Raw genomic sequence first — 25,607 nt, forward strand, 5'->3', positions numbered from 1 at the left:
CCCGTGCCGGTGCCGCCCTCGCCGTTGCTGCTCTGGGCCTCGATGGTGACGGTGCTCGGCGCGACCGGCCGAACCCGGGAAGGGCGGGAGGAACAGGTGCTGCCCGTTCAGTCGGCCGCCTGCGCCGCGGTCTCCAGCGAGGGCGCTCCGTGATGCCGTCCCATCGGAATGACCAGCGGGGTGCCGCTGACCGGGTCCGTGGTGATCCGGCAGGTGAGGTCGAAGACGTCCTCCACGGTCCTGACGGTGATGACCTCGGCCGGGGAACCCTCGGCCGCGATCCGCCCGGACTTCATGGCGACGACGTGGTCGGCGTACCGGCAGGCCTGGTTGAGGTCGTGCAGCACCATCACGACGGTCCGGTGCTCCCGCCGGTTGAGGTCGGTGATCAGGTCCAGTACGTCGATCTGGTGGGCCAGGTCCAGATAGGTCGTCGGTTCGTCGAGGAGCAGGACCTCGGTGCCCTGCGCGACGGCCATGGCGATCCAGGCGCGCTGGCGCTGTCCGCCGGAGAGTTCGTCGACGGGCCGGTCGGCGAGGTCGGTCATGCCTGTGGCGGCCAGCGCCTGCCGCACGGCCTCTTCGTCCGCCCTCGACCACTGCCGCCACCAGGTCTGGTGCGGTGAGCGGCCGCGGTTGACCAGGTCGACGACGGTGAGTCCCTCGGGTGCGACGGGGCTCTGCGGCAGGATGCCGAGCCGCTGCGCGAGTTCCCTCGACGGCATGGAGTGCAGCGCCCGGCCGTCCAGCTGGACGGTGCCCGTGCGGGGCGCCATCAGCCGGGCCAGGGCCCGCAGCAGCGTGGACTTGCCGCACGCGTTGGCGCCGACGATCGCGGTGATCCGGCCCGGAGGGACGGCGAGGTCCAGGCCGTCCACCACCGGCCGGCTGTCGTAGGCCAGCCGCAGGCCGCTCGCCCGCAGGTCCGGGCCCGAGCCGGGCACACGGCCCGCCGTCAGGGGACCGTCCGGCAGGGGACCGGGCGGGGAATCAACCGACACGGGATCAGCCGACATGGGATCAACCTCCTGAACCCGCGCGGTTGGCGCGGACGAGCAGCCAGAGCAGGATCGGCGCGCCGAGGACGCCGGTGACGATGCCGACCGGGAGTTCCGTGCCGGAGATGAGTCTGCGGGCGATGAGGTCGCTGCCCAGCACCACCAGTGCTCCGGTGAGCCCCGAGGCGACGGTGGGCGGCCAGGCGGTACGGGCCAGGCGCTGGGCGATCTGCGGAGCGGCGAGCGCGACGAAGGCGACGGGGCCGGCCGCCGCGGTGGCGAAGGCGATCAGTCCGACCCCGGTCAGCAGGATGGCGAGCCGCACGAGCTGCACCCGGGTGCCGAGGCCGGTGGCGACCTCGTCGCCGAGCTGGAGGGTGCGCAGCAGCCGGCCGAACAGGAGGGCCGTCGGCAGCAGTACCGCCAGTGCGGCGACCAGGGGACGGGTCTCGGCCCAGGTACGGCCGTTGAGGTTGCCCACCAGCCAGCCGAGGGCGGCCTGTGCCTCGAACCGCCCGCCCTTGGCCATCAGGTAGTCGGTGGCACTCGCGCACATCCAGGAGACGCCGATGCCCACGAGGATGATGCGGTATCCGGTGGTACCGCGCCGCCAGGCGAGCAGATAGACGAGCAGGGCCGTGGCCAGTGCGCCGAACAGTCCGAGGGTCTGGGTGCCCAGGCCCCCGTCCCACCCGAGGACGATGCCCGCCACCACGGCGGTCCCGGCCCCCTGGGTGAGGCCGATCATGTCGGGACTGGCCAGCGGATTGCGCGTCATGGTCTGGAACAGCGCTCCGGAGACGCCGAACGCGATCCCGGCCAGCAGTCCGACGAGAGCGCGCGGCAGCCGAAGATCCTGGACGACCAGGACGGTGCCGGGGTCACCGGAGCCGCCCAGGGCGCGTACGACGTCCGCGAAGGCGACCGGATAGTCGCCGATCGTCAGACCCCAGCAGAACAGCAGGAAGGCGCCGATGCCCAGCACCGAGCACAGCACGACCAGCCGGGGCCGCAGGATCCCCGAGACGGGCGGAACGGCCAGGCGGTAGGCGCGGAACGATGAGGGGAGGGGCGACAGGGCCGAACCGGCCTTGTCCGGGGCGGAGTTCGTGGAGCGTGCGGCGGAGACGGATTCGCGCACGTTACACCTCCGCCAGGCGCTGACGGCGGACCAGGGCGATGAAGAAGGGGCCACCGATGAAGGCGACGATGACACCCGCCTGGACCTCGGTGGGACGGGCGACGAGTCGCCCGACGATGTCGGCGGTCAGCAGCAGGCAGGGCGCGAGGATCCCCGACAGCGGCAGCAGCCAGCGATGGTCCGGGCCGAGTCCCGCCGAGCGGGCGAGCACCCGGGCGATGTGCGGGACGACGAGTCCGATGAAGACGACGGGGCCGATGACCGCGACGGCCGCACCGGTGAGCAGCGTGATCGCGGCGACCCCCTGGAGCCGGACCAGACCCAGCCGGCGCCCGAGCGAGGCGGCCACGTCGTCGCCCAGGGCCAGGCTGTTGAGAGCCGGGGCGCAGGCCAGTGCCAGGACCGTCCCCACACCGAGGAAGGGCAGGATCCGCAGTACCGTGGCGGCGTCCTGGTCGGCCATGGAGCCCGCCGACCAGAACCGGTAGCGGTCGAGGGCGTCGGGGTCGGTGAGCGCGATCGCGCTCGTCAGGGAGGAGAGCATCGAGGTCACGGCGACACCCGCGAGGGCCAGTTTGACCGGCGTCAGACCGGAGCGTCCCAGTCTGCCGAGGAAGTAGACCAGCACACTCGCCGCGAGGGCGCCCGCGAAGGCGAACCAGACGTATCCGTAGAAGGAGCCGAGGCCGAGCACTCCGACGGCCATCACGATGGCGAAGGAGGCGCCGGCGCTGACCCCGAGCACTCCCGGGTCGGCGAGCGGATTGCGGGTCAGCGCCTGCATGAGCGCGCCGGCCAGCCCCAGGGCCGCTCCGGCGGTGAGCCCGAGCGTCGTGCGGGGGACACGTGCCGTCCAGACGATGTTGTCCACGAGTCGGCTGGGCGGATGACCGAACAGCGCCCGGACCACCTCGTCCAGGGGAATTCCGGCCGCGCCCACGGCGACGGACAGCAGGCAGAGTCCGGCCAGGACCGTACTCAGCAGTGTCACGAGAAAGACCGGGCGTATGTGCTTGCCCCCGGTCACCTTGCGGTCTCCAACGGCCAACTCCCTTAGGTTAGGCAGGCCTTAATCGTAGTGGTGCGACTCGGGTATGCCGAGACCAGGCTCTTTTGGTTAGGTAATCCTTACCTTAGTATGGCCGCGGTCCTCCGGCTCAGCCGGTTCCGCGCGTTGGGGAGGCACGGTCACCTGTGTCCGCTATCGAAGATCGTGTGTCGGGTGTGGATGGCGATGTGGCGGCGTACTGGCGTCGGCGGCTCGATCCGCTCCCCCAAGAGACCGCTCTGCCCGTCGACTTCCCGTACCCGGCGCACACCGCCGGTGAGCGGCGGACCCTGGGCCGCGCGCTCGCGCACCCGGCCGACGAGACGACCCTGCTGGCCGCGTACGTGGCGCTGCTGTACCGCTACGGCGGCGCGCACGACATCACCGTCGGGTACGAAGGGCTCCCGGTCAGGGTCGCTCTGGACGGCGGCACCGGATTCGCCGAACTGACGGGCCGGGTGGCGGCCGCATGCGCGGAGGCGCGCGCCCATCGACTTGAACTCGAGCGGCTGGTCGCGCAGTTGCGTCCGGAACCGACCCGCGGCGGAGGTCTCCTCTTCAACACGGCGTTCAGCGCGGAGCTCGGAACGGACATCGGTGCGGCGGCAGCCACCGGGCCGGCAGCCACCGGGTCGGCCGGCCCGCAGCCCCCGCTGGACCTGGCACTCGAAGTCGGCCCGGACGAACTGCAGCTGACCTATCGTCAGGACCTGTTCGGGGAGGCGACGGCCCTCCGCATGGCCGGCCACTACGCGACCCTGCTGGCCGACGCCCTCGCCCGGCCGCACACCCCCGTGGGTGAACTGGAGCTGCTCGGCGCCGAGGAGCGGCACCGTGTCGTGGGGGAGTGGAACGACACCGGGCACGGCGTTCCCTCCCGCACCTGGCCGGAGATGTTCGCCGAACAGGTGCGCCTGCGGCCGGACGCCGTGGCGCTGGTCTTCGAGGACACCCGCCTGACCTACGCCGAACTCGACGAGCGCGCCAACCGGCTGGCCCACACCCTGATCGCCCGCGGCGCCGGGCCCGAACGCGTCGTGGCCCTCGCGGTCCCCCGCTCCGCCGACCTGATCATCTCCGAGGTCGCGGTGCTCAAGGCGGGCGCCGCCTACCTCCCCGTCGACACCGACTATCCGGCCGACCGCATCTCCTACATGCTGGCCGACGCCTCCCCGGCCTGCCTGATCACCACCGCCGGGGTCGCCGCCGACATCCCGCCGTGCCAGGGCATGGACCGCGTGATCCTCGACGCGCCCGACACCGTGCGGGAGTTGGCGGCGAGCCCGGTCCACGACCCGGGGGACTCCGACCGGGGTCCGCTGTCGGTCGCGGGCGCCGCCTACGTGATCTACACCTCCGGTTCCACCGGTCGCCCCAAGGGCGTGGTGCTCTCCCACGCAGGCGTCGCCAAACTGGTCGCCACCCAGACCGAGCGGTTCGGGATCGGACCGCACAGCCGTGTGCTCCAGTTCGCCTCACCGAGCTTCGACGTCGCCTTCTGGGATCTGTGCCTCGGCCTGCTCTCCGGCGGCCGGCTCGTGGTCGTACCCACCGAACTGCGCGTTCCGGGAGCGCCGCTCGCCGACTACGCCCACGCCCACGGCATCACCTTCATGATCCTCCCGCCGGCCCTGCTCGCCGCCATGCCCGAGGACGTCGAACTCCCGCCCGCCACCCTGCTCGCCGGCACCGAGCGGGTCTCGCCCGAACTGGTCGGCCGCTACGCCCGCGGCCGGATGATGTTCAACGCGTACGGCCCCACCGAGGCCACCACCAACTCCACCCTCGGCTTGTGCGACCCCGACATACCCGCCGGCACGATCGTGCCCATCGGCGTGCCCGATCCGGGCACCCGGGCCTACGTCCTCGACGCCCGGCTGAACCCCGTTCCGGCGGGCGTCGCGGGCGAGCTGTACCTCGGCGGCGCCGGCCTTGCCCGCGGCTATCTCGGACGGCCCGACCTGACCGCCGAGCGGTTCGTCGCCGACCCGTTCGGGGAACCCGGCGAGCGGCTGTACCGCACCGGCGACCTCGTGCGCTGGAAGGCCGACGGGCGCCTGGAGTTCCTCGGCCGCGCCGACTCCCAGGTGAAGATCCGCGGCTTCCGTATCGAACCGGGCGAGATCGAGTCGGTCCTGCGCGGCCACCCCGCCGTCGACCAGGCCGCGGTCGTGATCCGCGAGGACCGGCCCGGCGACCGCAGGCTCGCCGCCTATGTCGTCCCCTCCCTGGACGCCGGGCCGGACCGCGGCGCCGCCGAGCAGGTCCAGGCGTGGAAGGACCTCCACGAACTGCTCTACTCCGCCGCGGGAACCGAGGGCGACCAGGACGGCGCCGGGGCACCCCGCGACGATGCCGGGGCCCACGACGGCACGCCGGCGGGCTTCCGTGAGAACTTCGCGGGCTGGAACAGCATGTACGACGGCCGGCCCCTTCCCGTCCGGGAGATGCGGGAGTGGCGCGACGCCACCATCACCCGCATCGAGGAACTGGCGCCGCGCCGGGTCCTGGAGATCGGCGTCGGCAGCGGCCTCATCCTCTCCCGCGTGGCGCCCGGCTGCGAGGAGTACTGGGGCACCGACCTCTCCGAGGAAGCGGTGCGCGCCCTGCGGACCCAGGTGGAGGCCGTGGACGGGCTCACCGAGCGCGTCAGGCTCAGCGCCCGCCCCGCCCACGACACCACCGGTCTGCCGCGCGACCACTTCGACACCGTCGTCCTCAACTCCGTCGCCCAGTACTTCCCCGGCGCCGACTACCTCGCCGACGTGCTCCGCGCCGCCGGGGAACTGCTGGCGCCGGGCGGCAGCCTGTTCATCGGCGACGTCCGCAACGCCCGCCTCCTGAGCTGCCTGCGCGCAGCGGTGGAGGCCCGCCGGGCCGGCGACCCGCGGGACAAGCAGGCCCTGCGCGCCGCCGTCGAACGCTCGGTGGCCTGGGAGGGCGAACTGCTCCTCGACCCGGACTTCTTCGCCGCCCTGGACGGCTTCGACGCCGACATCCGTGTCAAGCGCGGCAGTCACCACAACGAGCTGACCAGGTACCGGTACGACGTGGTCCTGCGCAAGCGGGCCGACGGCGTCCCCGCGCCGGCGGCCGACGAAGCCCCGCACTCCGCCGCGTGGTCCGAGCTGAGCGGCCTCGACGCCGTCGACGCGCTCCTCGCCGACGGCCGCGCTCCGTTCCGGATCACCGGCGTCCCCAACGCACGTCTGACGGAGGACCTGGCCGCACTGGCCGCCCTCGACGACAGCAGCCGCACTCCGGCACCCGCCGACGCCCCCGACCCGGAGGCCTTCCACGCCCTCGGAGCCCGTCACGGCAACCGCGTCGCCGTCACCTGGAACGGCACCGCCGACGACGGCAGCCTCGACGTGCACTTCGCCCCCGGCGAATCACCGCTCGCCGGGCTGTACGAGCCGAACGGCGCCGTCCCCCGGGCCAACCGGCCGGCCCCCTTCCGGGACGTGAACTCCCTGATGAGGGACCTGCGTTCGTACATGGCCGGACAACTCCCGGAGTACATGGTCCCGGCGGCCCTCGCCCCCCTCGACCGCCTGCCGGTCACCCCCAGCGGCAAACTCGACGCCGCCGCGCTCCCCACCCCGGACTACGGCGCCCTCAGCTCCGGACGCGCACCGCGCGACAGCCGTGAGGAACTGCTGTGCTCCGCCTACGCCGAGGTGCTGGGCCTGGACTCGGCCACCATCGACGACGACTTCTTCGCGCTCGGCGGCGACAGCATCACCGCCATCCAACTCCTCGTGCGGGCACGCAAGGCAGGCCTGCGCATCAGCTCCCGTGACGTGTTCCGGCACCGCACGGTCGCCGCGCTCGCCGGCGCCGTCGTCGAGCGCGGCGACCACACCGGCGACGCCGACGACACCCCGCTGCTCGACCTGACCGAGGCCGAGCGTGCCGCCCTCCAGGGTGAGCGGCCCCTCGCGGTCGAGGACCTGACGCCGCTGAGCCCGCTCCAGGAGGGCTTCTACTTCCACTCCGTGGTGGACGGCGGCGACCGTGACGCCTACGTCGTGCAGCAGGCCCTCGAACTGGCCGGGCCGGTCGACGCCGAGGCGCTGCGCCGGGCCGCCCAGCGCGTCCTGGACCGCCACGCCCCGCTGCGGTCCTGCTTCCGCCCGCTCCCCGACGGCCGCCCCGTGCAGGTCGTGGCCGCCGGGGTGGAACTGCCGTGGCGCGAGGTGGACCTCTCCTCCCAGGACGCGGAGGTCGCGGCCCCGCTCGCCGACGCCGTGGCCGCCGATGAGCGGTCCCGTCGCTTCGACCTCACCCAACCGCCGCTGATGCGCTGCGCGCTCGTCCGCCTCGCCGAGGGCCGCAGCCGTCTGCTGCTCACCTTTCATCACATCGTTGCTGACGGCTGGTCGCTGCCCGTGCTGCACCGCGAGCTGATGGCCTCCTACGGAGACGCCCCGGCCGCACTGCCCGAGGTCGCCCCGTACCGCTCGTACCTGCGCGGCCTGACGCGTGCCGACCGGGACGCCGCCCGCGCGGCCTGGCGTACGGCTCTGGCCGGGCTGGAGGAACCCACCCGGCTGGTCGGGGCGCCCGCCGACGGACGGCCGGTCGAGCCCGCACAGGTCCGTGTCGAGCTGTCCGAGCAGGTCACCGATCGCCTGGCGGCCCGCGCCCGTGAACTGGGCGTCACGCTCGGCACGGTCGTGCAGGGCGCCTGGGGTCTGCTGATCGGGCGGCTGACCGCCCGTCAGGACATCGTGTTCGGGACCACGGTCTCCGGCCGCGACGCCGAGGTCGAGGGCATCGAGTCGATGGTCGGCCTCTTCATCAACACGCTTCCCACCCGCTTCCGCTGGGAGCCCGCCGACACCCTCGCGGGTCTGCTCGGCCGCCTTCAGGACGAGCAGACCCGCCTGCTGGACCACCAGCACCTAGGCCTCGCCGAGATCCAGCGGGTCGCCGGACACGCGGGCAGTGGCGAACTCTTCGACACCCTGGTCGTCTTCGAGAACTACCCGGCCGCGACCGGCCTCGCCGACCCCTCCGGTACGGTCCGCCTCACGGGCCACGAGTTCCACGACACCGTCCACTATCCGCTCGCGCTCATCGTGAAGCCGGGCCGCCGGCTCGATCTGAGGCTCAAGCACCACGCGGAGCGGCTCGACACCGAAGCCGTGCGGCGGATCGCGGACCGGCTCACCCTCGTCCTGCGGGCCCTGGCCGCCGACCCCGGACAGCACGCCGCCGGCCTCGACCTGCTCACCGAGCGCGAACAGGCCGGCGCCCACCCCATGGGAGCGTCCGTCCAGGTCCCGGACACCACGCTCGCCGCCGCCTTCGAGGCCCAGGTCGCCCGCACCCCGGAAGCCGCCGCGGCGATCTACGCGGGCGAGACCCTCAGCTACCGCGAACTCGACCGCCGGGCAGCGGAACTGGCGCACCGGCTGTGCGCCCGCGGCGCGGGTCCCGGCACGGTCGTCGCGGTCGCCGTGCCACGTTCGACGGACCTCCTGGTCGCCCTGCTCGGCGTGCTGAAGTCCGGAGCCGCCTACCTGCCGGTCGACATGGACTACCCCGCCGACCGGGTGACCCTCATGCTGGCCGACTCCGGGGTCGCGACGGTCGTCACCACCACCGGCACGGCTCCCCGTCTGCCGTCGGTGCCGGGCCTCGGCGCACTGCTCCTGGACACCCCGTCCGACGCGGGGTCCGCGCGCGTCCCGAACCCGGCCGGTCCCGACGACCCGGCCTACCTGATCTACACCTCCGGCTCCACCGGCCGCCCCAAGGGCGTTGTCGTCACCCATCGCGCGATCATGAACCGGCTCGCCTGGATGCAGGGCCAGTACGGTCTCACCGCCGACGACCGGGTGCTCCAGAAGACCCCGGCCAGCTTCGACGTCAGCGTCTGGGAGTTCTTCTGGGCGCTGTGCGAGGGAGCCGCCGTCGTCCTGGCCCGCCCCGACGGCCACCGCGACCCGGCCTACCTCGCCGGGCTCGTCCGCGAACAGCGGGTCACCACACTGCACTTCGTGCCCTCGATGCTGGAAGCCTTCCTCCAGTCCGAGGAGATCACCGCCGATCCCGTCTGGGCGACCTCCCTGCGCCGCGCGTTCAGCAGCGGCGAAGCCCTGCCCGGCACGGCCGCCGCGCACTGGCGCGACCTGACCGGCGTACCGCTGCACAACCTCTACGGCCCCACCGAGGCCGCCGTCGACGTCACCTATCACGCCCTCGACGGCACGGCCGACGTACTCGGCGGGACCGTTCCCATCGGCGTACCGGTCTGGAACACCGGTCTGCGCGTCCTCGACTCCTGCCTGCGGCCGGTCCCCGAAGGGGTCCCCGGCGAGCTGTATCTGACAGGCGTTCAGCTTGCCCGCGGCTACCACGCCCGGCCCTCCCTGACCGCCGAGCGCTTCGTGGCCGACCCCTACGGCGGCCCCGGCGAGCGGATGTACCGCACCGGCGACCTGGTGCGCCGCCGCGCCGACGGCGTCATCGAGTACCTGGGGCGCACCGACCGCCAGGTGAAGATCCGCGGCAACCGCATCGAACTCGGAGAGATCGAGGCCGAGTTGGTGCGGCAGCCCCACGTCGTCCAGGCCGCCGTCACCGTCGCGAGCGCCGCACTCGTCGCCTACGTCGTCCCGGCCCGAGGGGGAACACCGGAGCCGGCCGATCTGCTGGCAGCGCTCGCGGAGTCGCTGCCCGCCCCCATGGTGCCCGGCGCCTGCGTGGTCCTGGACGCCCTGCCACTGACCCCGAGCGGCAAGCTGGACCGGGCCGCCCTCCCCGCCCCGCGAACGGTACGGGCCGAAGCGCGCGCCCCACGCGACGACCGCGAACGCGCACTGACCGAGATCTTCGCCGCGGTCCTGAAACTCGACGAAGTCGGCATCGACGACGACTTCTTCATGCTCGGCGGCGACAGCATCTCCTCGATCGGCGTCTCCAGCCGCGCCCGCCGGGTCGGCCTGGAACTGAACCCCCGCGACGTCTTCGAGCACCGCACCCCCGCCGCACTCGCTTCAGCGGCCCTCAGCGCCGAGCCGGCCCTCTCCCCGCGCTCGGCCTTCACCCTCACCGCCGAGGAGACCGAACGCGTCCACCGGCTCAGCCCCGGCCCGGTGGAGGACATCTGGCCGCTGGCCCCGCTCCAGGAAGGCCTGTTCTTCCACTCGACGTACGACAACAGCGCCCTGGACGTCTACACCGTCCACGAGTCCTTCGACTTCGCCACCCCGCTCGACGCGGACCGGCTGCGCACCGCCGTCAGGGTGCTGCTGGAACGCAACCCGAGCCTGCGCGCCGGATTCACCAGCGAAGGCCTGCGCCAGCCAGTGCAGTTCATCGTCGTGGACCCCGAGATCCCCCTCGAAGAGGTCGATCTGTCCGCGCTGCCGGCCGACGAACAGGACGTCAGGCTGGCCGAGTTGATGAACTTCGAACGCATGCGTCGCTTCGAGCTGACCCGCCCGCTGCTCTTCCGCATGCTGATCGTCCGGCTCGGCACCGACCGAGGCGACCGGCTGGTCGTCGGCCGCCACCTGCTGCTGTGGGACGGCTGGTCGGCCTGGATCTTCCTCGACCAGCTCTTCGCCCTGTACGAGTCCGGAGGCGACGCCGCCGCCGTGCCCGCGCCCGGTTCGTACCGCGACTACCTGACCTGGCTGGAGGTCCAGGACACCGACGTCGCGACCGGCGCCTGGCGGACCGCCCTCGCGGGCCTCGACGAGCCCACCCTCCTCGCCGCCGCCGACCAGGGCCTCGAGCCCGATATCCCGGAACGCCTCGACGCCGTCCTTCCGCCGGAACTCGGCGAGCGTCTGCGGGACTCGGCCCGCAGGCACGGCCTCACCCTCAACTCGGTGCTCACCGCCGCCTGGGGCCTGACCCTGGCCGCCGCGACCGGCCGCACCGATGTCGTCTTCGGCACCACCGTCGCGGGCCGGCCGAGCGAGGTGCCGGACATCGAGCACGTCATCGGCATGTTCCTCAACACCGTCCCCGCCCGCATCGCCTACCACCCGGCCGAGTCCGTCCTCGACCTGCTGCGCCGGGTGCAGGACGAACGGCTGGCAGTGATGCCGTACGAGTACCTGGGCCTGGGCGTTCTCCAGGCCGAGACCGGCCACCGGCGGCTCTTCGACACCCTCTTCGTGCTGCGCAACAGCGACACCGAGGAGCGCCTCGCCGAGCTGGCGGAACGGCACGGCGCCACCGCCGTCGCCAACGTCGACGCCACCCACTACCCGGTGAACCTCGTCGTCACCCCGGGGCGGCGCATCCAGGTCATGCTGGCCCACCGGCCCGACGTCGTGGCCCGACCTCAGGCCGAAGCCCTCCTCGACCGCTTCACGCTGCTGCTGGAGCGGCTCGGCGCCGATCTGCATGCTCCCGTGGGCGGCCTCGACGCGCTGCTGCCCGCCGAGCACACGGATCTGGCCGGCGAACGCGTCGCGAGCCGTGTCCCCGCCCCCGAGGACACCATCGCCGACCTGCTCACCGTCCAGGCCGAGGCGACCCCCGACGCCGTCGCCGTGGTCTTCGGCGACGACACCCTCACCTACGCGGAACTCGACACCCGCATCAACCGGATGGCCCGGCTCCTGCTGGCCCGGGGCGCCGGGCCCGAGCGGGTCGTCGCCCTCGGCCTGCCCCGCTCGCCGGACATGGTCGTCGCCCTGTTCGCCGTACTGCGCACGGGCGCCGCGTATCTCCCGCTGGAACTCGACTACCCGGACGACCGGCTCGCGACCATGCTCGACGACGCCCGCCCGGCTTTGCTCCTGTCCACGGCCGCGGTCTCGGCCCGACTGGCGGGCGCCACGGCCGACACCCTCCGTGTCCTGCTCGACGATCCGGCCGTGGCCGCCGAACTGGCGTCCCTCCCAGGGGACTTCGCGAGGCGGCACTTCAGCCTGGAGCACCCCGCGTACGTCATCTACACCTCCGGCTCCACCGGCCGGCCGAAGGGCGTCGTCACGCCGTACCGCGGTCTGACGAACATGCAGCTCAACCACCAGAAGGAGATCTTCGCCCCGGCCATCGCCTCGGCCGGCGGCCGGCGGCTGCGCATCGCGCACACCGTCTCCTTCGCCTTCGACATGTCGTGGGAGGAACTGCTCTGGCTGGTCGAGGGCCATGAGGTGCACATCTGCGACGAGGACCTGCGGCGCGACGCGGAGGCGCTGGTCGCGTACTGCGAGACGCACCGGGTGGACGTCGTGAACGTGACCCCCACCTACGCCCATCTCCTCATGGAACAGGGCCTGTTGGAGGGGCATCGTCCACCGCTGGTCCTGCTCGGCGGCGAAGCGGTCTCGGAGACGGTGTGGAACCGGCTCCGGGACACCGAGGGAACCTACGGCTACAACCTCTACGGCCCCACCGAGTACACGATCAACACTCTCGGCGGCGGCACCCTCGACAGCGCCACCCCGACCGTCGGCCGCCCCATCCGCGGCACCCGCGCCCACATACTGGACGCCTGGCTGCGGCCGGTGCCCGAGGGCGTACCCGGCGAGCTGTACATCGCCGGGATCGGCCTGGCCCGCGGCTATCTCGACCGGCCGGCCCTGACCGCGGAGCGCTTCGTCGCCGACCCGTTCGGCGAGCCCGGCGAGCGCATGTACCGCACCGGCGACCTCGTACGCCGCAACCCCGACGGCAATCTGGACTTCCTCGGCCGCACCGACGACCAGGTCAAGATCCGCGGATACCGCGTGGAGCTGGGCGAGATCGAGACCGCGCTCGCCCAGCACCCCCGGGTCGCCCAGGCCGCCGTCATCGCCCGCGACGACCTCTCCGCACCCGGCACCCAGCGCCTGATCGGCTATGTCGTCCCCGCCGAACGATCCGGCGAGGAACAGCGGTCGGTCGCGGAGGCACATGTCGGTGAGTGGCAGGACGTCTACTCCGACGAGTACGAGCGGATCAGCACCGCCCTTTTCACCGAGGACTACGCGGGCTGGGACAGCAGCTACGACGGAGAGCCCATCCCCTTCGCGGAGATGAGCGAGTGGCGTGAGCGGACGGTGGCCCGCATCCGGGAACTGCGCCCGCGCCGCGTCCTGGAGATCGGCGTCGGCTCCGGCCTGCTCCTTTCCCGTCTGGCGCCGGAGGCCGAGGCCTACTGGGCGACCGACTTCGCCGCCCCCGTCATCCGCAAGCTCGGAGAGGACCTGCGGCGCGACCCCGGACTCGCCGCCAAGGTCGAGCTGCGCTGCCGGCCCGCCCACGACACGGACGGCCTGCCCGAGGACTACTTCGACACCGTCGTCATCAACTCCGTCATCCAGTACTTCCCCGGCATCGACTACCTCACCGAGGTCATCGAGGGTGCCATGCGGCTGCTGAGGGCCGGTGGCGCGCTGTTCGTCGGCGACGTGCGCCATCCACGGCAGGCCCACGCCTTCCACACCGCAGTCCAGCTCACCCGGGCGGCGGCGGACGCCGACCCCGAGGCCGTACGCAAGGCGGCGGAACGCGGGCTGCGGCTCGAGAAGGAACTCCTTGTCGACCCGGACTACTTCACCACGCTCGGACACGGCGTCGACCTGCGCACCAAGCGCGGCCACCACCACAACGAACTGTCCCGGCACCGCTACGACGCCGTCCTGTACCGCGAGGGCGCCGAGCCGCTCGACCTCTCCGGAATCCCGGCCCTGGCCTGGTCCTCCGCCGCTGTCGAAGCCCGCCTGCGGGAACAGCGGCCGGAGCGGCTCCGCGTCACCGCCGTGCCCGACGCCCGGACCTTCGGCGAACTGGCCGCGCGGCGCGCCCTGGACGACGGCCGCGTCGTCGGATGTGACGAGTCGGCCGGGGGAGTGGACCCGGAGGACCTCCACGCGCTGGGCGCCTCCCTCGGCTACCGGGTGCTCACCACCTGGTCACGTGAACTCGGCTGCTACGAAGCCGTGTTCATTGACGAAGCCGTGCTCATTGACGAACACAGTGAGGGACGCGCGGACGGAGAAGGGCACGAAGAGGAAGTCGGCGGAGGGGATCGGGCGGCCCGGGTGACCGCGGGGCTCTACCGGCCCGGCGGCGGCGAACCCCCGTACGCCAACTCCCCGACGGCCGCCCGCGACGCGGACGCCCTGATCCGCCGGGTACGCGAGGACCTGAAGACGCGACTGCCCGACTACATGGTCCCGGCCGCCTTCGTCACCCTCGACCGGCTGCCCATGAACGACAACGGCAAGCTGGACGTCCGCGCGCTGCCCGAGGCCGAGCCGGCCGTCGCGCTCGGCACCGGCCGGGGCCCGCGCACCCCGCAGGAAGAGGTGCTCTGCCGCCTCTTCGCCGAGGTGCTCGGCCTGCCGGAGGTCGGTGCCGAGGACGGCTTCTTCGACCTGGGCGGACACTCGCTGCTCGCCACCCGGCTGATCAGCCGCGCCCGTACCGAACTGGGCGCGGAGCTGGCGATCCGCGATCTCTTCGAGGCCCCCACCCCCGAACTGCTGGCCGCCCGCGCGGACAGCGGACGCCCCCCGCGCCCCGCCGTCACTCCCGTCGCCGACCGGCCCGAGCGCATCCCGCTCTCCGCGGCCCAGCGTCGGCTCTGGCTGGTCGAGCGGATCACCGGCGGAGGCGTGGCCTACAACTTCCCGCTGGTCTTCCGGTTGCGCGGCGCACTCGACGTCTCCGCGCTGCGGCAGGCACTGAACGACGTGGTGGCACGGCACGAATCGCTCCGCACGGTCTTCGGGGAGCACGACGGCGAGCCCCACCAGTGCATTCTCCCCGCACAGGACGCGGAGTTCCCGTACACCGTGACCGACTGCGCGGAGGCCGAGCTGCCCGCGCTCATCGAGGCGGCACAGCGCCATCCGTTCGACCTGTCACGGGAACTGCCCCTGCGGGCCACGGTGTTCCGCCTCGCGACGGACGGCAGCGGCGGAGTCGGGAGCGGCAGGGAGAGCGCGCGCGTAGACGGAGGCGCCCCCGGCGACTGTGTCGTCGCCCTGGTGCTGCACCACATCGTCACCGACGAGTGGTCGGACCGGCCGTTCCTGGCCGACCTGGACACCGCCTACGCGGCCCGGATCTCCGGCATCGAGCCGGACCTCCCGCCGCTGCCCGTGCAGTACGCCGACTACACGCTCTGGCAGGCGGACCTCCTGGAGCAGGTGGGCGAGCGCCAACTCGCCCACTGGACCGAGTCCTTGCGTGGTCTTCCCGAGGAACTGCCGCTGCCCCTGGACCGGCCGCGCCCGGCCGAACCCACCGGGCTCGGCGCCACCCTGCGCCGTGAGCTGCCGCAGGAGGTGGCCGAGGCGCTGCGCGAACTGTCCGGCACGACCGGGACCAGCATGTTCATGCTGTTCCAGGCCGCCACGGCCGCGCTGCTGCACCGCCTGGGCGCGGGTGACGACATCCCGCTCGGCGCGCCCATCGCGGGGCGCACGGACAGCGCGCTCGACGACCTGGTCGGCTTCTTCGTCAACACCCTGGTGCTGCGCACCGATGTCTCCGGTACCGACCTGACGTTCCGTCAACTGCTGACGCGCGTAAGGGAATCGGACCTGGCCGCCTTCGAGCACCAGGATCTGCCCTTCGACCGGGTCGTGGAGGCGCTCAACCCGCCGCGCGTGGCCGGCCGCAACCCGGTGTTCCAGGTCATGCTGGGCTATCACCACCGCCCCGACGGCGACCCGGACCTGCTGGGCCTGCCCACCGAATGGTCCGACATGGACACCGGCACCGCCAAGTTCGACCTCGACCTCACCTTCGTCGACGAGGGCACCGGGGGCCGCGTCGTCCTGCTCCTGGAGTACGCCACCGACCTGACCGACCCGGACACCGCCGCGCTCCTCGCCGAACGGCTCCTGCTGCTGCTGCGCGGGACCGCCGACGCCCCGGACCTGCCCCTCGCCGTGATCGACCTGCTCACCGACGCCGAGCGGTCGGCCGCCGTGGGTGCCTGGAACGACACCGCCCATCCGGTGGAGACGCGGGCCGTGCCCGAACTGTTCGCCGCCACGGCTGCGGCACACCCCCGGCGCACCGCCCTGGTCACCGCGGCCGGGAGCCTGACCTTCGCCGAGCTCTCCGCCCGCGTCGACGCCATCGCCGCCCTGCTGCTCGGACACGGCGCAGGCGACGGTGCCGTGGTGGCGTTGGCCCTGCCCCGCCACGAAATGGTGCCCGCGATCCTCGGAGTGCTCCGCGCGGGTGCCGCCTATCTGCCCCTGGACCCCGAACACCCGGCCCACCGGCTGGAGCACATGCTCACCGACGCGGCACCGGTCTGCCTGCTCACCACCACCGCGCTGGCCGACCGGCTGCCCGAACGGGCCGGTCTCGAGCCGCTGTTCCTCGACACCCCGCTGCCGTCCGCCGACGACCTGCCGCCGCGCACGTACCACCCGCGGTCCGCCGCCTGCACGATCTACACCTCCGGTTCCACCGGCACCCCCAAGGGCGTGATCGGCACCCACCGCGGGCTGGGCAACCTGTTCGCCTCCCATCTGCGCGACCTGATCGCACCCGCCGTCGAGGACACCGGCCGGAACGTCCTGCGGGCCCTGCACGCCGCCTCGTTCAGCTTCGACGGGTCCTGGGAGCCGCTGTTGTGGCTGCTGGCCGGACACGAACTGCACATCGCCGACGAGAGCACCGTGCTCGACCCCGCCGCGCTGCTCGCCACCCTGGACGAGCGGGCCATCGACTTCGTCGACCTCACCCCGACGTACCTGCGCGAACTGCTCCACCACGGCTTCCTCGCCCCCGGCACGCGGATTCCGGCCGTCGTCGCGGTGGGCGGCGAGGCCACCCCCGCCGCGCTGTGGCAGCGGCTGGACGCCCTGCCCGGCACCGCCGTGCACGACCTGTACGGGCCGACCGAGTGCGCCGTCGACGCGTACGGCTGGCACGGCGGCGGCACCGGCCGCCCCGCCTGGGCCGCGCCCCTCGACAACATCCGCGCCCATGTCCTCGACGACCGGCTGCGCACCGCGCCCGTCGGCGTCCCCGGCGAGCTGTACCTCGCGGGCGAGGGCCTGGCCCGTGGCTATCTGGGCCGCCCGGCCCTCACCGCCGAGCGATTCGTCGCCGACCCAATCGGCGCGCCCGGCGAGCGCATGTACCGCACCGGCGACCTCGTCAGGCGCCGCACCGACGGCACCCTGGAGTTCCTCGGCCGCGCCGACGACCAGGTCAAGCTGCGTGGCTTCCGCATCGAACCCGGTGAGATCGAGTCCGCCGTCACCGCCCACCCGACGATCGCCGCGGCGGCCGTCGTCGTCCGCGAGGACACACCCGGTATGCGCCGGCTCGTCGCGTACGTCGTTCCCGCCGGGTCCGGCTCGATCGACCCGGCGTCGCTGCGCGCCCACCTGGCGGCCGGACTGCCCGAGCACATGCTGCCCGCCGCCTTCGTCCCGCTCGACGCGCTGCCCCGCACGATCAGCGGCAAGCTGGACCGCGCGGCCCTTCCCGCACCCGACATCACGGCGACGGCGGGCGGGCGCCTGCCGCGCAGTCCCCGCGAGGAACTGCTGTGCGAGCAGTTCGCCGCCGTGCTGGGCGTGGACCGCGTCGGCATCGACGACGACTTCTTCGCGCTGGGCGGACACTCGCTGCTGGCGATGCGCCTGGTCAGCCGCGTCCGTACCACCCTGGACGCCGAGGTGTCGCTGCGCACGGTCTTCGACGCGCCCACCGTGGCCCGGCTCGCCGCCCGCCTGGACGAAACGCGTACGGCCGCCCGCCCGGCGCTCACCGCCGACCGGGCCCGGCCCGAACGGCTGCCCCTCTCCTCCGCCCAGCGCCGCCTGTGGCTGCTCCACCAGGTTGACGGACCGACACCCGCCTACAACATTCCGGCCGCCTGGCGGCTCACCGGCGCCCTGGACCGTGCGGCGCTGGAGGCGGCGGTGGACGACCTCGTCGCCCGGCACGCCACCCTGCGCACGGTCTTCCCCACCGACCCCGACGGCCTGCCCCACCAGCACATCCTGGAACCGGACCAGGCGCGCGTCACCATCGCAACGGAACCCGCCGACCGGCTCGCCGAGGCCGCCGCCCACTGCTTCGACCTGGCGACCGAACTCCCGCTGCGCGTCACCCTGTTCGAGACCGGCCCGGACGAGCACATCCTGCTCCTCCTGCTCCACCACATCGCCACCGACGAGTGGTCGGACCGGCCGCTGCTCGCCGACCTCGGCACGGCCTACGCGGCCCGCACCGCCGGCCACGCCCCCGACTGGGCCCCGCTCCCGGCGACGTACGCCGACTACACCCTCTGGCAGGACGAACTGCTGGCGGGCGGCGGCGACGAACTGCTCGCCCACTGGACCGAGCGGCTGCGCGGTCTGCCCGAGGAGCTGACGCTGCCCACCGACCGGCCGCGCCCCCGCGAGTCCGGCCACGCGGGCGGCACCGTCGGCTTCACCCTCTCCCCGGAACTGGAACGGGCTCTGCGGGACCTGGCCCGCGGCGAGGGCGCCAGCATGTTCATGGTCGCCCAGGCCGCCGTGGCAGCGCTGCTCCACCGGCTCGGCGCGGGCGACGACATCCCCCTCGGCGCCCCCGTCTCCGGACGCGGCGACGAAGGACTGGAGGATCTGGTCGGGTTCTTCGTCAACTCGCTGGTCCTGCGCACCGACCTGTCCGGCGCACCCGGATTCACCGAACTCCTGCGCCGGGTGCGCGAGACCGACCTCGCGGCGTACGACCACCAGGACCTGCCCTTCGAGCGGCTCGTCGAGGCCCTCAACCCGGAACGCTCCCTCGCCCGCCACCCGCTCTTCCAGGTGATGGTCGTCCACCTGAGCGAACCGGGCAGCACCCCGGACTTCCCGGGCCTGACCGCCCGGCGCGAGCAACTGGGGCAGCAGAGCGCCAAGTTCGATCTGAGCTTCGACTTCATCGAGCAGGGCGAAGGCGCGGGCATCCAGGGCTGGATCGAGTACAGCGCCGACCTGTTCGACCACGCCACGGCCGAACGGCTCGCGCACCGGCTGGTCCGGCTGCTGGAGCAGGTCGCCACCGACCCCGCACGGCCGGTGCGGGACCTCGACGTCCTGGACGAGCCCGAGCGCCTGCTCGTCGTGGAGCGGTGGAACGACACCGCGCACGAGGTGCCGCCGACGACCCTTCCGCGGCTGTTCCGCGCCCAGGCGGCCAGGACACCCGACGCGCCCGCCCTGGTCTTCGGTGAACAGCGGCTGACGTACGCGGATTTGGACGCCCGCGTCGAGCACACCGCGCGCGTGCTGGCCGGGCTCGGCGCCGGCCCCGAGCGCACGGTGGCCGTCGCGCTGCCGCGCTCGCCGGACCTCGTCGTAGCCCTCCTCGCGGTGCAGCGCACCGGGGCCGCCTATCTGCCGCTCGACGCCGACCACCCGCCGGAGCGCCGCGCGTTCATGCTCGAGGACGCCCGCCCGGTGTGCGTCATCGACAACGCCCTGCCGGACGGGCCGGAAGGGGAACTTCCGTCCTCCTGCGCTCCGTTGAACCCCGCCTATGTCATCTACACCTCCGGCTCCACCGGCCGCCCCAAGGCAGTGGTGGTGCCGCACCAGGGCATCGTCAACCGCCTGCTGTGGATGCAGGACCAGTACGGGCTGACCGCCACGGACCGCGTCCTGCAGAAGACCCCCGCCGGCTTCGACGTGTCGGTGTGGGAGTTCTTCTGGCCGCTGATCACCGGGGCGACCCTGGTCGTCGCCCGTCCGGACGGCCACAAGGACCCGGCCTACCTCGCCGGACTGATCCAGGAACAGGGCATCACCACCGCCCACTTCGTTCCGTCGATGCTCCGCGCCTTCCTGGACGAACCCTCGGCCGCACGGTGCACCGGTCTGCGCCGCGTGATCTGCAGCGGCGAGGCCCTGCCCACCGACCTCGCCGACCGCTTCCCCACCCTCCTTCCGGCCGAACTGCACAACCTCTACGGACCGACCGAGGCGTCCGTCGACGTCACCGCGGCCCAGGTGCGGCCCGGCGCGGGCCGCGTCCCGATCGGCAGGCCGGTGTGGAACACCCGGCTGTACGTACTGGACGGCGCGCTGCGCCCGGTCCCGCCGGGCGTGGCGGGGGAGTTGTACCTGGCGGGCGCCCAGCTGGCCCGGGGATATCTCGACCGGCCCGCGCTGTCCGCCGAACGGTTCCTCGCCGATCCGTACGGCCCTCCCGGCACCCGCATGTACCGCACCGGCGACCTCGCCCGATGGACCGCCGCCGGTGACGTCGAATACCTCGGCCGCACCGACGACCAGGTCAAGGTCCGCGGCTTCCGTGTCGAACCCGGCGAGATCGAGGCGGCCCTCGCCCGGCACGAGACGGTCGCCCACGCCGCCGTCGTGGCCCGCGAACAGCGGCTCGTCGCCTACGTCGTCCCGGCCCCGGACCGGACCCCCGACTCCGCGGACCTGCGCGCCCACCTCGCCGCCGCACTGCCCGAGCACATGGTCCCGGCCGCCTTCGTCGCGCTCGTCGCGCTGCCGCTCACCCCGAACGGCAAGCTGGACCGAAAGGCCCTGCCCGCGCCCGACTTCGCGGTCGCGACCACCGACACCCGGCCGCGCACCGCACGAGAGACCCTGCTGTGCGGCCTGTTCGCCGCCGTCCTGGGCCTCGAACGGGTCGGTGTCGAGGACGACTTCTTCACCCTCGGCGGCGACAGCATCGTCGCGATGCAACTCGTCGCCCGGGTACGCGCCGCCGGACTGGCGATCAGCCCCCGTGACGTGTTCCGGCACAAGACGGCCGCCGGGCTGGCCGCCGTCGCCGGTGACCTGGCGGCGCGCGCCGACACCGTGTCCGACGACGAGCTGTTCGCGGCACTCACCGACGACGAGCGCGCCGAACTTTCCGGGTTCGGGGCCGCCGAAGCGCTGCCGCTGTCGCCGCTCCAGGCGGGCCTGCTCTTCCACGCCTCCTTCGATTCCGGTGCGGAGGGCCCCGACGTCTACACCGTCCAGGTGTCCTACGACATCGACGGCCCGCTGGACACCGGCCGTCTGCGCCGTGCCGGTCAGGCACTGCTCGACCGGCACGCCAACCTCCGGGCCGGCTTCCGCTATCTGTCCTCGGGCCGTCCCGTCGCCGTGGTGCCGCGCACGGCCGTGCTGCCCTGGCGGCAGGTCGACCTGTCGGAACGGGACGACACAGCCCGCGAGGAGCGCTGGACGCACTGCCTGGCCCAGGAGCGGCGCCGGTTCGACCCGGCCGAGCCGCCGTTGCTGCGCTGCATGCTGGCCAAGGTCGGGCCGACGGCGCACCGGCTGGTCCTGTCCCACCAGCACGTGCTCCTCGACGGCTGGTCGGTGCCGCAGCTCGTCCGCGAGCTGTCCGAGCTGTACGCGGGCAGGGAACTCCCCGAACCGGCGCCGTACCGCGACCACCTGGCCTGGCTCGGCCGTCAGGACGTCGAGCTTTCGGCCGCCGCCTGGGCGGGAGCCCTGGAGGGCCTGGAGGAGCCCACCCACCTCGTGCCCGCCGACCCCGGCCGGACACCGGCCGTGCCGGAGACCCGAACCACGCTGCTGACCCCGGAGCTGACCGAGGCAATGACGGCACTCGCCCGCTCCCGCGGCCTGACCGTCAACACTCTGGTCCAGGGAGCCTGGAGCATCGTCCTGTCCCGGCTCACCGGACGCACCGACGTCGTCTTCGGCGCCACCGTCTCCGGACGGCCGCCGGAGCTGGACGGTGTGGAGTCGATGATCGGCCTGTTCATCAACACCGTGCCCGTACGGGTGCGGGTCGACGACCGGGAGCCGCTGTCCGCGTTCCTCGACCGCCTCCAGGACGAACAGTCGCAGCTCATCGCGCATCAGCACGTCGGCCTGTCCGACATCCAACGACGGGCGGGCCTGGGCGAGTTGTTCGACACGCTCATCGTCTTCGAGTCCTATCCCGACGCCGGGGGACCGGGACTCGGGGCCGACGACGGACTGCGCACGCGGGTGCGCGACCACCAGGACTCGACGCACTACCCGTTCGCCTGGGCCGTCGAGCCCGCCGAGCGGCTGACGCTCACGGCCGAGTACCGCACCGACCTCTTCGGCCGCGTGATGGTCGAGCGGATCTCGGCCGCGATGGTCCGCCTCTTCGAGGCGATGACCGCCGACGCCGGACAGCCGCTCGGCCGGATCGACCTCCTCACCGCCGAGGACCGGCACACCGTCCTGGAGACCTGGAACGACACCGCCCTTCCGGTCGTCCCCGGCGCGCCGACGACCGTCCCCGCGCTCTTCGAGGCGCGGGTCGCCGAGGACCCCGACGCCATCGCCGTGGTCTCGGGCCCGGTCACCTGGACCTTCGGCGAGCTGAACGACCGCGCGAACCGGGTCGCCGGGCTGCTGGCCGAACACGGCGCCGGACCCGAGGAGATCGTCGCCCTGTCCCTGCCGCGCACGGCGGACCACATGACCGCGATCCTCGCGGTCATGAAGGCGGGTGCGGCCTACCTGCCCATCGACGCGGACCTTCCCGCGGAGCGCGTCCTCGCCATGCTCGCGGACGCCCGGCCCCGGCTCGTCCTCACCACCGAAGCGCTGGCGGCGCACCTCCCGGACAGCGAGGTACCCCGGCTGACACTCGACTCGGCGGAGACCGCCGCACGGCTGGCCGCCCGGTCCGGCGAGAACCCGGCGTCCGGACCCGACCCCTACCACCCGGCCTACGTCATCCACACCTCCGGCTCCTCCGGCCGCCCCAAGGGAGTCGTGGTCTGCCACCACAGCGTGGTCAACCTCTTCCACAGCCACCGGCGCACGCTCCACGACCTCGCCAAGGACATCACCGGCCGGCGCCGGCTCAGGGTCGGCCATGCCTGGTCGTTCTCCTTCGACGCGTCCTGGCAGCCGCAGCTGTGGCTGCTCGACGGGCACGCCCTGCACATCCTGGACGACGAGACCCGCCGCGATCCGGAGCTCACGGCCGAGGCGATCCGGACCCAGGGGCTGGACTTCATCGAGGTCACCCCCTCCTTCCTCGCCCAGATGGCCGACACGGGCCTGATCAAGGACGGGGCCTGCCCGCTCGCGGTGGTCGGCGTCGGCGGCGAGGCCGTGCCCGACGCGCTCTGGAACCAACTCGCGGCGCTGGAGTCCACCGCCGCGTTCAACCTCTACGGGCCCACCGAGGCCACCGTCGACGTCCTCGTCGCCCGCGTCGGCGAGAGCGACCGGCCCCTGGTCGGCCGACCGGTCGCCAACACCCGCGCCTATGTGCTGGACGCGGCCCTGCGGCCCGTACTGCCCGGCGTGACAGGAGAGTTGTACCTCGCGGGGCAGGGACTGGCCCGCGGCTACCTCGGCCGGCCGGACCTGACGTCCGAGCGGTTCGTCGCCGACCCGTACGGCCCTCCCGGCACCCGGATGTACCGCACCGGCGACCTGGCGCGCTGGAGCGACGACGGACAGCTCGACTACCTCGGGCGCGCCGACGACCAGGTCAAGATCCGCGGCTTCCGCATCGAACTCGCCGAGATCGAGGCCGTGCTGGACCGGCACGTGGGCGTGGGGCAGGTCGTGGTCGTCGCGCGCGAGGACCGGCCGAGGGCCAAGCAGCTGGCCGCGTACGTCGTTCCCGCCGAGGGTGCCCCCACCCCGGACCCGGCCGGACTGCGCGCGCACATGGCCTCCGCGCTGCCGGACTACATGGTCCCGGCCGCCGTACTGATCCTGGACGAGCTGCCGCTGCTGTCCAACGGCAAGCTCGACCGCAAGGCCCTCCCGGTCCCCGAGTTCACCCTCACCGTGGGCGGCCGCAAACCCGCGAACGATCGGGAACGCACCCTGTGCGCCCACTTCGCCGAGGTGCTGGGGCTGCCCGAGATCGGCACCGACGACGACTTCTTCGCCCTCGGCGGCGACAGCATCGTCGCCATGCAGCTGGTGAGCAGGGCGCGCGCCGCCGGGCTGCGGGTCACTCCGCGCCAGGTGTTCCAGCACCGGACGGTCGCCGCCCTGGCCGCCGTCGCCGTGGAACTGGACCCGGGGGCCGGCAGCCCGGCGCACGACGACGGCTCGGGCGCCGTGGCGCTGACGCCGATCATGCACGCGCTGCGGGAACTGGGCGGTCCGATCGCGGGCTACCACCAGGCCGCGTTCGTGCGGACGCCCGCGGCCCTGGACCTGGCCGGCCTGCACGCCGTACTCCGGTCCGTCACCGACCGGCACGATCTGCTGCGAGCACGCCTGGAGCGGACCGGCGTCGCCGGCGCCGAGGAGTGGTCGCTCCAGGTGCCCGAGCCCGGCAGCGTGGACCCGGCGTCCTGGCTGCTCCGTGTGGACGTGGCCGGCGCCGACGAACCGGCGCTCCGCACCGCCGTGGGCGAACACGCCCGCGCGGCACAGGACGGCCTCGACCCTGACGCCGGGCGGATGGTGCGGGGCGTCTGGTTCGACGCGGGCCCCGGCACACCCGGACGACTGCTCCTGCTCGTCCACCACCTGGTCGTCGACGGCGTGTCCTGGCGCATCCTGCTGCCCGACCTCGCCGCCGCCTGGCAGGACGTCTCGGCGGGGCGGACCCCGGTCCTCGCCCCGGTCGACCTGTCGTTCCGCCGCTGGTCGCACCTGCTCGCCGAGCGGGCCGTCGACCCGGCCCGCGAGGACGAACTGCCGTTGTGGACCTCGATCCTGGCCGACGCGCCCGCGCTGCCCGTGACCCGGGAGCCGGACCCGCGGCTCGACGTCACCGCCACCTCGCGGAGCCTGTCCCTCACCCTGCCCGCGGACGTCACCGCGCCGCTGCTCGGCGGAGTGCCGAGCGTCCTCGGAGCGACGGTCAACGACGTGCTGCTGACCGCCCTGGCCGTGGCCGTCGCCGACTGGCGCGGGCGGCGGAGCGCGGGCGGGGACTCCGGCGGCGGGGTGCTGGTGGACCTGGAGGGCCACGGCCGCGAGGAGGAACTCGCGGGCAACGCCGATCTGTCGCGCACGGTCGGCTGGTTCACCAGCGTCGTGCCCGTCCGACTCGATCCCGGCGCGGTGGACCTGGCCGACGCCTTCGCGGGCGGACCCGCGCTCGACGAGGCGCTGGCCCGGATCCGGGAACACCTGGCGTCCCTCCCGTCGGCGGGAGTCGGTCATGGCCTGCTGCGTCACCTCAATCCGGTCACCCGACCGGTGCTCGCCCGACTCGGCGCCCCGCAGATCGAGTTCAACTACATGGGCCGCTTCGGGGTCCCCGAGGCCACCGACTGGTCCTACGCTCCCGAGGACGACGCGGCGGACCTCGACGGAGATCCGGGCATGCCCCTGAGCCACGCCCTGACCGTCAACGCCCTGACAGAGGACCTTCCCGCGGGTCCCGAACTGTCCGCCCACTGGACCTTCGCCCCCGGGGTTCTTCCCGAGGAGTCGGTCCAGGATCTGGCCGAGACCTGGTTCCGTGCGCTGCGCGCGCTCGTGATCCGGGCCGCGTGCCTGGACACCGGGGGACGGCGCTCCGGTGCCGGGCCACGCTGACCCCTGAT

4 protein-coding genes are annotated in these 25,607 nt (G+C 73.2%); 1 reads left to right on the forward strand and 3 read right to left on the reverse strand.

Features of this window, described 5'->3' with window-relative positions:
• Nucleotides 1-107: 107 nt before the first annotated feature.
• The 3 genes from ACWD68_RS34535 to ACWD68_RS34545 all read right to left on the reverse strand — a co-directional run bounded on the left by ACWD68_RS34535 (nt 108) and on the right by ACWD68_RS34545 (nt 3,187).
• On the reverse strand, nt 108-1,016 hold the full coding sequence (locus ACWD68_RS34535) for an ABC transporter ATP-binding protein (RefSeq protein WP_451810403.1): 909 nt from the start codon (nt 1,014-1,016) through the stop codon (nt 108-110).
• 4 nt (nt 1,017-1,020) lie between these two features.
• Nucleotides 1,021-2,076 carry a FecCD family ABC transporter permease gene (locus ACWD68_RS34540; protein ID WP_451810427.1) on the reverse strand — a complete coding sequence of 352 codons (1,056 nt, stop codon included), beginning with the start codon at nt 2,074-2,076 and terminating at the stop codon, nt 1,021-1,023.
• A gap of 64 nt (nt 2,077-2,140) precedes the next feature.
• A complete protein-coding gene (locus ACWD68_RS34545) occupies nt 2,141-3,187 on the reverse strand; it encodes a FecCD family ABC transporter permease (protein WP_451810404.1) in 1,047 nt (348 codons plus the stop codon).
• A gap of 167 nt (nt 3,188-3,354) precedes the next feature.
• Here ACWD68_RS34545 and ACWD68_RS34550 point away from each other — a divergent pair, with 167 nt between their 5' ends.
• Entirely contained in the window at nt 3,355-25,599 is a 22,245-nt protein-coding gene (locus ACWD68_RS34550; protein WP_451810405.1) for a non-ribosomal peptide synthase/polyketide synthase, read from the forward strand.
• Nucleotides 25,600-25,607: the final 8 nt, after the last annotated feature.

It is taken from the genome of Streptomyces sp. NPDC005141 (genome assembly GCF_053599975.1).